Annotated in this window: 8 protein-coding genes; 4 read left to right on the top strand and 4 right to left on the bottom strand. The window is 46.7% G+C overall.

Annotated features, from left to right (window positions below; all coding sequences use genetic code 11):
- Positions 1-117: 117 nt before the first annotated feature.
- From V4C51_RS08995 to V4C51_RS08980, 4 genes are all read left to right on the top strand, one after another.
- The gene (locus V4C51_RS08995) at positions 118-273 is read left to right on the top strand and encodes a hypothetical protein (protein WP_330925822.1); all 156 of its coding nucleotides are present in this window, start codon (positions 118-120) and stop codon (positions 271-273) included.
- A 232-nt stretch (positions 274-505) separates the two neighbouring features.
- Complete coding sequence (locus tag V4C51_RS08990; RefSeq protein WP_330925821.1) at positions 506-1,411, top strand: hypothetical protein; 906 nt, start codon at positions 506-508, stop codon at positions 1,409-1,411.
- A gap of 303 nt (positions 1,412-1,714) precedes the next feature.
- Complete coding sequence (locus V4C51_RS08985) at positions 1,715-2,092, top strand: RidA family protein (RefSeq protein ID WP_330925820.1); 378 nt, start codon at positions 1,715-1,717, stop codon at positions 2,090-2,092.
- A 92-nt stretch (positions 2,093-2,184) separates the two neighbouring features.
- Positions 2,185-2,733, top strand: coding sequence for a DUF2058 domain-containing protein (locus V4C51_RS08980; protein ID WP_330925819.1), 549 nt, complete (start codon positions 2,185-2,187; stop codon positions 2,731-2,733).
- Between the two features lie 169 nt (positions 2,734-2,902).
- On the opposite strand, the gene V4C51_RS08975 is transcribed toward V4C51_RS08980, so the two are convergent.
- From V4C51_RS08975 to V4C51_RS08960, 4 genes are read right to left on the bottom strand one after another with little or no spacing between them, the layout of a single operon-like run.
- On the bottom strand, positions 2,903-4,750 hold the full coding sequence (locus V4C51_RS08975; protein ID WP_330925818.1) for an IucA/IucC family protein: 1,848 nt from the start codon (positions 4,748-4,750) through the stop codon (positions 2,903-2,905).
- Complete coding sequence (locus V4C51_RS08970) at positions 4,719-5,342, bottom strand: GNAT family N-acetyltransferase (RefSeq protein WP_330925817.1); 624 nt, start codon at positions 5,340-5,342, stop codon at positions 4,719-4,721. Before V4C51_RS08970 ends, V4C51_RS08975 begins: the two co-directional genes overlap by 32 nt.
- Positions 5,343-5,349: 7 nt before the next feature.
- The gene (locus V4C51_RS08965; protein ID WP_330925816.1) at positions 5,350-6,540 is read right to left on the bottom strand and encodes an MFS transporter; all 1,191 of its coding nucleotides are present in this window, start codon (positions 6,538-6,540) and stop codon (positions 5,350-5,352) included.
- A gap of 18 nt (positions 6,541-6,558) precedes the next feature.
- Positions 6,559-7,899: a lysine N(6)-hydroxylase/L-ornithine N(5)-oxygenase family protein gene (locus tag V4C51_RS08960; protein ID WP_330925815.1), complete on the bottom strand. Its 1,341-nt coding sequence runs from the start codon at positions 7,897-7,899 to the stop codon at positions 6,559-6,561.
- Between the last annotated feature and the right edge of the window lie 61 nt (positions 7,900-7,960).

Raw genomic sequence — 7,960 nt, 5'->3', positions numbered from 1 at the left:
TCTATTTGCTAAAAATTTCCGACTTTTTAGACCAATTTGCTGCCACCGCAGTAGGGTAGTCTATTCTCGGACAGGCTCCTGGATCAGGGTTAAAACCCTCACCAGAGTTTTGGTTTGATGGAGCAAGTAACCGCTGGCATTGCCTCAAAGGTTATGAAGGTTATTCTGCCCAGGTGGCTTCACTGGCCACCTGAAGCGTGTGGAGCAAAGCCATTGCCTGTGAACGTCTGGATCGCAGGGAGTATTGCCCGCATAAGGCCACTGCCACCATGACGATGTTAAGCTGATTCCCCGGCTTGATGATCGGCTGGCTGGCCGCCAACTCAATGGTAAGTCATTAAAAAACAAGAGAAAGTACACAGGCTCAGTAGTAAACTCATTCCTTAACGCACCCAAATACACACAGAGCCTGTACAAAAAATCAGTTATATTCCGTATCACTCACTATTTTTCGACTATCCTCAATGCCGTGGTATCTACATAGGACTTACACAGGACTTAGCCCATGGCTCCTCCCTTAAGACGAAAATTCATGCTGGTCGGCAGCATCCTTGTGTCACTGCTGATCACTTCCGGTTATGCGACCAACCCCCCTCAGCCAGCGAATAAAAATGCCAGCGCAAACATACTCGCTCAGGTTGCTGATGCCATTAATAACGATCAACACTTGAAACCAGCCGTCAAGAAAAATATTGACTCCCAACTGATTAAGCCTCTGGAGCACATTGGCAATACAGTTGTCTCAGGTGACGACAGTGATGTTCGCCCGATTGTGGTGAATTTTCAAAAGGCCCTGGAACAATCACTGGTCAAACTGCTGGACACGGGAGCAATTACCCATCTAACAGCGATTATTCATACTCCCATGCCCACGACGCCTCTGTGTAACTGCGTAGGTAAAAGCCATGCGGACAATATGCACCCGAACCTTCGCCAGGACCCCTCCCGGGTAAAAACCATTGAAGATCGTGCTGTGACACTCCGTCAGCTAGCTACCCAGGGGCCGCGTGTTCACTTGTACGTGGCTTATCCTTCAGACGGGTTGCAAAAACGCTCAGCCGAAGCACAAAAAACGTACAAGGAGGAAGTCAACAACAAGATAAACACCAGCTTAATCGACTTACCCCTGAAATGTACTGATATGCCCACGCACCTGGTTGGCGCGACTTACTTCATTTCGACACCACAGAGTCAGGCACTGACTGTCTTAACGTTATCAGGCGTGCAAGCTTCCGAAGGTGACGGTACTACCAACTGGCAGCTTATTCTGGGTGATGAGGATAACCCGGTAGTAAAAGAGCGACTCAATAATATGTCTGCCTACCTTCAACAGTGTGGTTATGACTTCAAGAAAACGGAGAATATCATGACACTGGCGCCTCATGTGCCGCCGAGTAATCCGCCAAAATAATATATAGCCTCAGGGAGCGTTCTCAATCGACCACGAGTCCAGTTTCTCACACAAGTTCTCAGACAAGGCAGGGGACACAGAGCATGGCACTTTCCTGTTCAAGGGCCAGTCATTTATTTTGGCTATGGGTCCACTGGTCAAAACAGGAAAGCTATCCACGGAAAAGCCATCCACGGACAGTCACTTAGTTGAATCAGTACTTATACTAAAACACTCATCTGTGTGACCTGCACCAATGAAAAATATCATGCGTCCCTCTAAAATCTCCCTTTACTCAGTCAACTAGTGGTAATAAATAGCACGATGGTTAAAGTCATTGAAACACCGGACGCCCCCCCGGCAATTGGCCCATACTCACAAGGCATACAATTTGGAAAAATGCTGATCACATCCGGGCAGCTTCCCGTCGATCCGGAAACCGGTGAACTGCCAGAAGCCACTGTGGATCAGGCCCATTTGTGCTTAAAGAATGTAAAAGCAGTACTGGCCGCCTCAGGATACGACATGAAAGATGTCCGCAAAGCCACTGTCTTTGTCAAAGATATGAATGACTTTACGGATATCAATGAGGTTTATAAACAATATTTCACTATTCCTTTTCCAACCAGAAGTCTGGTTGAGGTAGCCCGCTTGCCAAAAGATGTAAAGGTTGAAATCGAAGTTTTTGCCAGTAAAGATTAGCATATTGCCCTCCCCGAACATCAAACATAACGCTGTTGATGGTGAAGGGAGAACCCACTCCAGCTTATTGATAGTGTTAAACTTGACGTATTATGAGCAAATCACTCAGAGATCAGTTAATGAAGTCTGGGCTTGTGACAAAGCAGCAAGCCCTGAAAGCGAAAACAGCCAATAAAAAACAGAAAAAGCAGGCGGTTAAAACCGGCGAAATGACAGATGCTGAGCGTCACCGGGCTAAACTGAAGGAACAGCAAAAAGCCCTGGCGGACAAAGACCGTGAATTGAACCGGGAACTGGAAGAAAAGCGCCAGAAAAAAGCCATTAAGGCACAAGTTCAACAGCTGATCGACAAAAACACGGTCATACGCTCAAAGGGAGATATTGGCTACAATTTCGTTGTTAATAATAAGGTCAAGAAGATCTATGTCACCGAAGAGATGCAGTCCAAGCTGAGTCTCGGGCTTCTTGCTATTGCTGTTCAGGGAGACAGCTATAAAATCATACCTGTTCCTGTCGCGCATAAAATTGCTGAGCGTATGCCTGAGATCATTATCCTGCAAAATCAGAATGAGCCAAACCTTTCCGAGGAAGAGCAAGATTGGTACGCCGATTATGACATTCCTGATGATTTGATGTGGTAACCTTTCGAGCTGCTGGTAGTCACAAACAATAATGCCAAAGCCGTTTATAAACAAATTCATCGTCATTACCGGGATTGTTGTTAAGCAGAAATCCCGGCAAAATCGCCAGAAAGTAGTCGTCTGACCGGAATCTTCCAGCGACTTTTAGACGGCTTCTTATACCAATCGTCTATTGACTGCCGTCAGAGCTGGCAAACTGGGCAACAGGGTTGACCAATGTGCCAACAAACTTCAGGTTTTTGCTGGGGTTCGTTAAATCCACCATCTGTTTGTTGTTTTGTAGTTGCAAACGGTTCAAACAGGAATGAGTGAATTCCGGCATAAAGAGGTCATACCGGGCAAACTTGTCCGCCATATCAGGATGATCTGCCTGGTATTGATGAATACATTGCGCCACTTCGTACCAGAAGTCCTGTTCTGAAAAATTGCAATAGGCCAGCAAAATCCGGGCGATATAACGGAAAATCCCGTCGAATATATCCGTAAAGATTGAAAGAATTTTTACCGCCTCCGGGATATCAGCAGTGATACGCCGCACTGGCTCAGGTAACACCGTGTCAGTGTTCATAATCACCACCTCTTCAGCAATATCTTTCATAAAGGCTTTCACAGGCCGGTGGTTTTCCATCACCAGAATCAGGTTTTCACCGTGGGGCATAAAGGCCATATCATAAGCGTAAAAGCAATGAAGCAAAGGGGTCAGGTAGCATCGTAAGTAGTGTTGCAACCAGCTTTTTGTGCCAAGGCCAGACTGTTTGATCAGTGCGGGCAATAAGGCATTGCCCTGTGAGTCAACATGCAGCAGTGCGGCCATGGTCATCAGCTGTTGATGTGGACTGATTTTATCCATGGGGCTTTCCCGCCAGAGGGCAGAAAGCATTTTTCGGTAAGGGCTGGTGGCATCAGTCACCGCTTCAAATCGTGAATTGACAAAACCCACAGCGGCCACTTCCTGTAGTACCTGAAATCCGGTGGAGACTAAAAAGGGATCGTTGTCTATGACCTGACCCACCCACTGGTTAATGGCGGGGGTGTTTTTCATGTAATAAGGTGAAAGGCCCCGCATAAAACCCATATTGAGGATGGACAATGCCACTTTAATGTAGCGTTTTTCACGACAGCTGGTGTTAAAAAAGGTGCGAACTGACTGTTGTGGTTGATAGTGGTCCTCGCCTTCACCCAGAAAAACCAGATCAGATGCCGCAATATCTGCGGCGTTTGCATAAACCAGTTTATTGCGCCATTGCCATGGATGTACCGGCATCAATACATAATCATTGAGATCAAGCCCTTTGGCTGCCATTGTCTCCGCATAGGTGCCGAGTGTTTTCTCACCTAACTCTTCTGCTATCAATTGCTCATAGGAAAGGCTGTCAACCACAGAGAATACCGACCGACTTTTTCTGGCTGCCACCCATAACAAACGAATATTTGTGCCTGTTTCCGGGGCATGCCGACGATAATCTTCAGCGCTAAAGCCAATTCGACCACTGTTGGCAACGAACGACGGATGACCTTCTGTCATTGCGGCCTCAATGGTTTGGTAGTCACTGAATACCAACTCCCTGGCACCAGGGCTTGATTGGGACAATTTAAAGGCCGCGCTGTATAGCGTACTGGCAATTTCTTCAAGATAGGTGGGTAATATGTCTGAAGATAAACCCAGGGCAGCACTGAATTCAGCAACAAATGCCATAGCATCCAGTGGTGCTGATTGCTGGTTATTTGTCTTGCGCAGCGTTGATAGGTCAATCCACCAATGCTCCAACATCAGGGCGCGTGCTTTGAATCTGTAGTGGATGTTGTTGCCTGATTTAAGCGCATAGTCTGTCCAGGGTTCAGTTTGTCCCATAAACTCTGGGTGCAACAGACGTTCATGGGCAAACTCACTGATCATTTTACCCACAAGCTGGCAATTGGCCTTTGCCCATATTTCAGGGGTTAAATGACTAACGGTTGCTTCAGTGCTCGGCTGAACGGACAGTTCAGAGGGTCGCCTGGAAGAAAGAAACTGCATCTGTTTTATCCTTATCTTTGATCATGGCCTGCTGGTAATCGCTGCGTGCGCAAAAAGAGAGCAAAGCCGATTTTTCTGGCAGGCTAATCTGTTTTTCAATAATAAAGCCCGCACGTCGATTCAGGGCGTGGATTTTGTGGTTACGACTGTCGGGTTCCACTACGACACGGTTAATCTCTGGGGAGCTGAACAGAAAGTCCATGACCAGCGTGAACATCTGCCACGTATAGCCAGATATACGACGAGTCGGAGGAGCTACCAGAATATGCATCCCCGCATCACCCTCATTGACAGGATAATGACTGCCAATAGATCCGTTGGCAGGATCATAGACCTCCATCAACAAGACCGGCCCCTGTTCGGATAATCCAAGATAAACGTCGCATGAGTCCGCGATACGACGATACTCTTGCTCCACCGTTGCTGCAGATGCGCCCTGCAATCCCCAGAATATGGCATAGGGGCGTGTCACCCAGCTATGCAGTAAAGGGGTATCTTCAGGGATGCTTAGTGGTCTGAAAGTAAAACGTCCTAATGTTTTCTCCTGTGTCCTAAGGGTGCGCTCAAACTGCCTGAAATCTAATGAGTACATGTGTTACCTACCGGGTTTGAGCAGCTACCTTGGCCTCTTGCGGTTTTAATAATGTCAGTAGCGCCAAAGTGGCAGCAAAACCAGCCGCTGCCATTACCAGTGGCGCAGACAGACCCAACACGGAAACCAGCGCACCGGCGCATAATGATGCCAGTAAGGTGCCCAGGCTCTGGAAAATATGTATTTTGCTGAAATCCGTCGCGTAGTGCTCTGGTGTACTGAGTTTGTAGAGCAATACATCAAGCTTTACTGTGGCCTGAAATAATGCCCAGCCGTAGAGACATCGCCCAAGCACAACCATTGCCGTTTGCTCGTAGCTCTGAATAAGCAAGCCACAACAGCCCAGTAACAGTGATGGGGTAAGCCGCAACAAAAGGTTTCTGTCGCTGAGGTGATGGTTTAGCCATAGGGCCAATAAGGCAATCCAGGCAGGAATGGCAAAAGCAAGCCCGGCAATAACAGGGCTATTAATACCTGACACCGCCTCCCAGTAGACGGCGAAGAAAGGTCGAGTGAGTTGTGCGCTGAAGTAAAAAACCAGCATGGTCATAGCCAGTACACCTAGCAATGAACGATAACGGCCATTGTCGTCAGTTTGTAACGCTTTTTCTTTTACCGTCTCTTCAGCGGCAGACCCTCTTTCAGCGTTTTGCCTGCTGCGAATATACAAACAAACGACTATTTGGCTAAAGTCACTCAATGACATAATCAGAAAGATTTTTTGAGGCTCCACAAGCCCCAGAAAAAAACCACCCGCAGAAGCGCCCCCAATAGCACCAAAATGAACAATCACAGAAAGCAGGCCAGCGGTATTGGTGTGTTTTGATGCGTCCTCCCTGCTCATAATATACGGATACACCAACAGGTAACTGGCCTTGAATGTCACCATAGTAAGGGATATCAACCAGAACATTTCAATGCTGCTGCTAAAATAACAAAGTATGCTGAGCATACCTGCCACGGCCTGTGTATAAATCAACAACGTCAGTGTTCCCACCCGTTTTGCCAGACGAGCCCAGAATGGGAAGGCCAGCATAACCACCAGAGTCATGCAGGCCAAATAGGTCCCCACATAGTTTGGGCTGGTAATACCAAATACATCCTGGAAAAATCGTGGATAAAATGGGTACAACATAGTATCGCTGACCACGGCAAACAGTGTGATGCCAATCAGGTAATATCGAAGTCGGTCCTGCATAATCCTTGTCCTGAAAAATCAGTGTTTGTCCTGAGGTTTTGGTGCCCCAAAGGTTTGAAAGGCGATACGGCTCTCTATGGGGTAGTAGGCTTCACCTAGTAAACTTTTGATAATATGGGCATTTCGATAGCAGGCCATACCAAGGTCGGGTGTCACAAAGCCATGGGTGTTGATCTCAGCATTTTGCACAAAAATACACGACTGTTGGTGATCAATAGTATAATTTCTGTGGGCATTAAAAGTGCCGTGCTGGTCGTCCCAGCGGATTGCTGAAGCGATGTTTTGCAAAAAGCCGGGAACTTTATGCTGATAGCCAGTGGCAAACACTAACCCTTTTGTTGTGTGGGTATAGGATTCTTCCGACTCTTCATTGTAAAGGCTTAACGCAAAGCCCCTGCCCTGCGCCAATCGTTTGATGTCATGCAAAGCTGCATTGGTTTGCAAATTAACATCAATGTTGGCATTGAGTTTTTTGGCGTATAGCAGGTCATAAATGTCATTGATTAATTCACTATTGATACCCTTGTAGAGATTCTTTTGCTCATCAATAAGCTGTTGTCGTCTGCTATTGGATAAGCCATAAAAATAGTCCACATATTCAGGTGATGTCATCTCCAGAGTGAGCTTAGTGTATTCCAGGGGGAAATACCGCGGGGAGCGGGTAATCCAGCTCAGGGTATAGTTGAACTGGTCAATATCCTGCAACAGATCATAAACTATTTCCGCTGCACTCTGGCCGCTGCCCAGTACGGTAATGGCGGACTGTTTTTGCAAAGCCGCTTTATTGCTCAGGTATCTTGAGGAGTGCTGTTCCAGAAGTGTTGCATCATCTTCACAACATAAAGGCAGTGAGGAAACCGGGCCTGTCCCAATGACAAGGCGTCGGGCAAAGTGCACAGACAGCTTCTCGGTAAGAGTATCTTTAACCGTCACCTGGTAGACATCTTTTTCGTCTTTTTCATCTTTGCTGCCACTGTCCCTATAGTGATCAATGGAGACAACCTCACTATTAAACTGGAGGTTGTTCAACCTTTTGGTGGCCCATTGACAATAATCGTTGTACTCCTTCCGTAAGATAAAAAAATTCTCACGAATATAAAAAGAATACAGGCGGCCCTGTTCTTTCAGGAAGTTAAGGAAACTGTAGGGACTGGTGGGGTCAGCCAGTGTCACAAGGTCTGACATAAAAGGGGTTTGCAGGTGACTTCCTTCGAGCATCATACCCGGATGCCAGTCAAAGCCCGGGGCTTTATCAAAAAAAACAGTATCCAGATGTTTAATGGGTTCAACCAGACACGCCAGGCTTAAGTTAAAAGGACCAACACCTATACCAATAACATCATATATTTTAACAGACATAGTATTCTATTTATATTCAGGAAATTTTTTACGACACAAGACGTTTTTATTTAAAGAAGAG

It is taken from the genome of Candidatus Sororendozoicomonas aggregata (assembly GCF_031528575.1).
GTDB lineage: Bacteria > Pseudomonadota > Gammaproteobacteria > Pseudomonadales > Endozoicomonadaceae > Endonucleibacter > Endonucleibacter aggregata.
The sequence above is the reverse complement of the archived record's forward strand: the minus strand, read 5'-3'. Positions and strand labels throughout refer to the sequence as shown.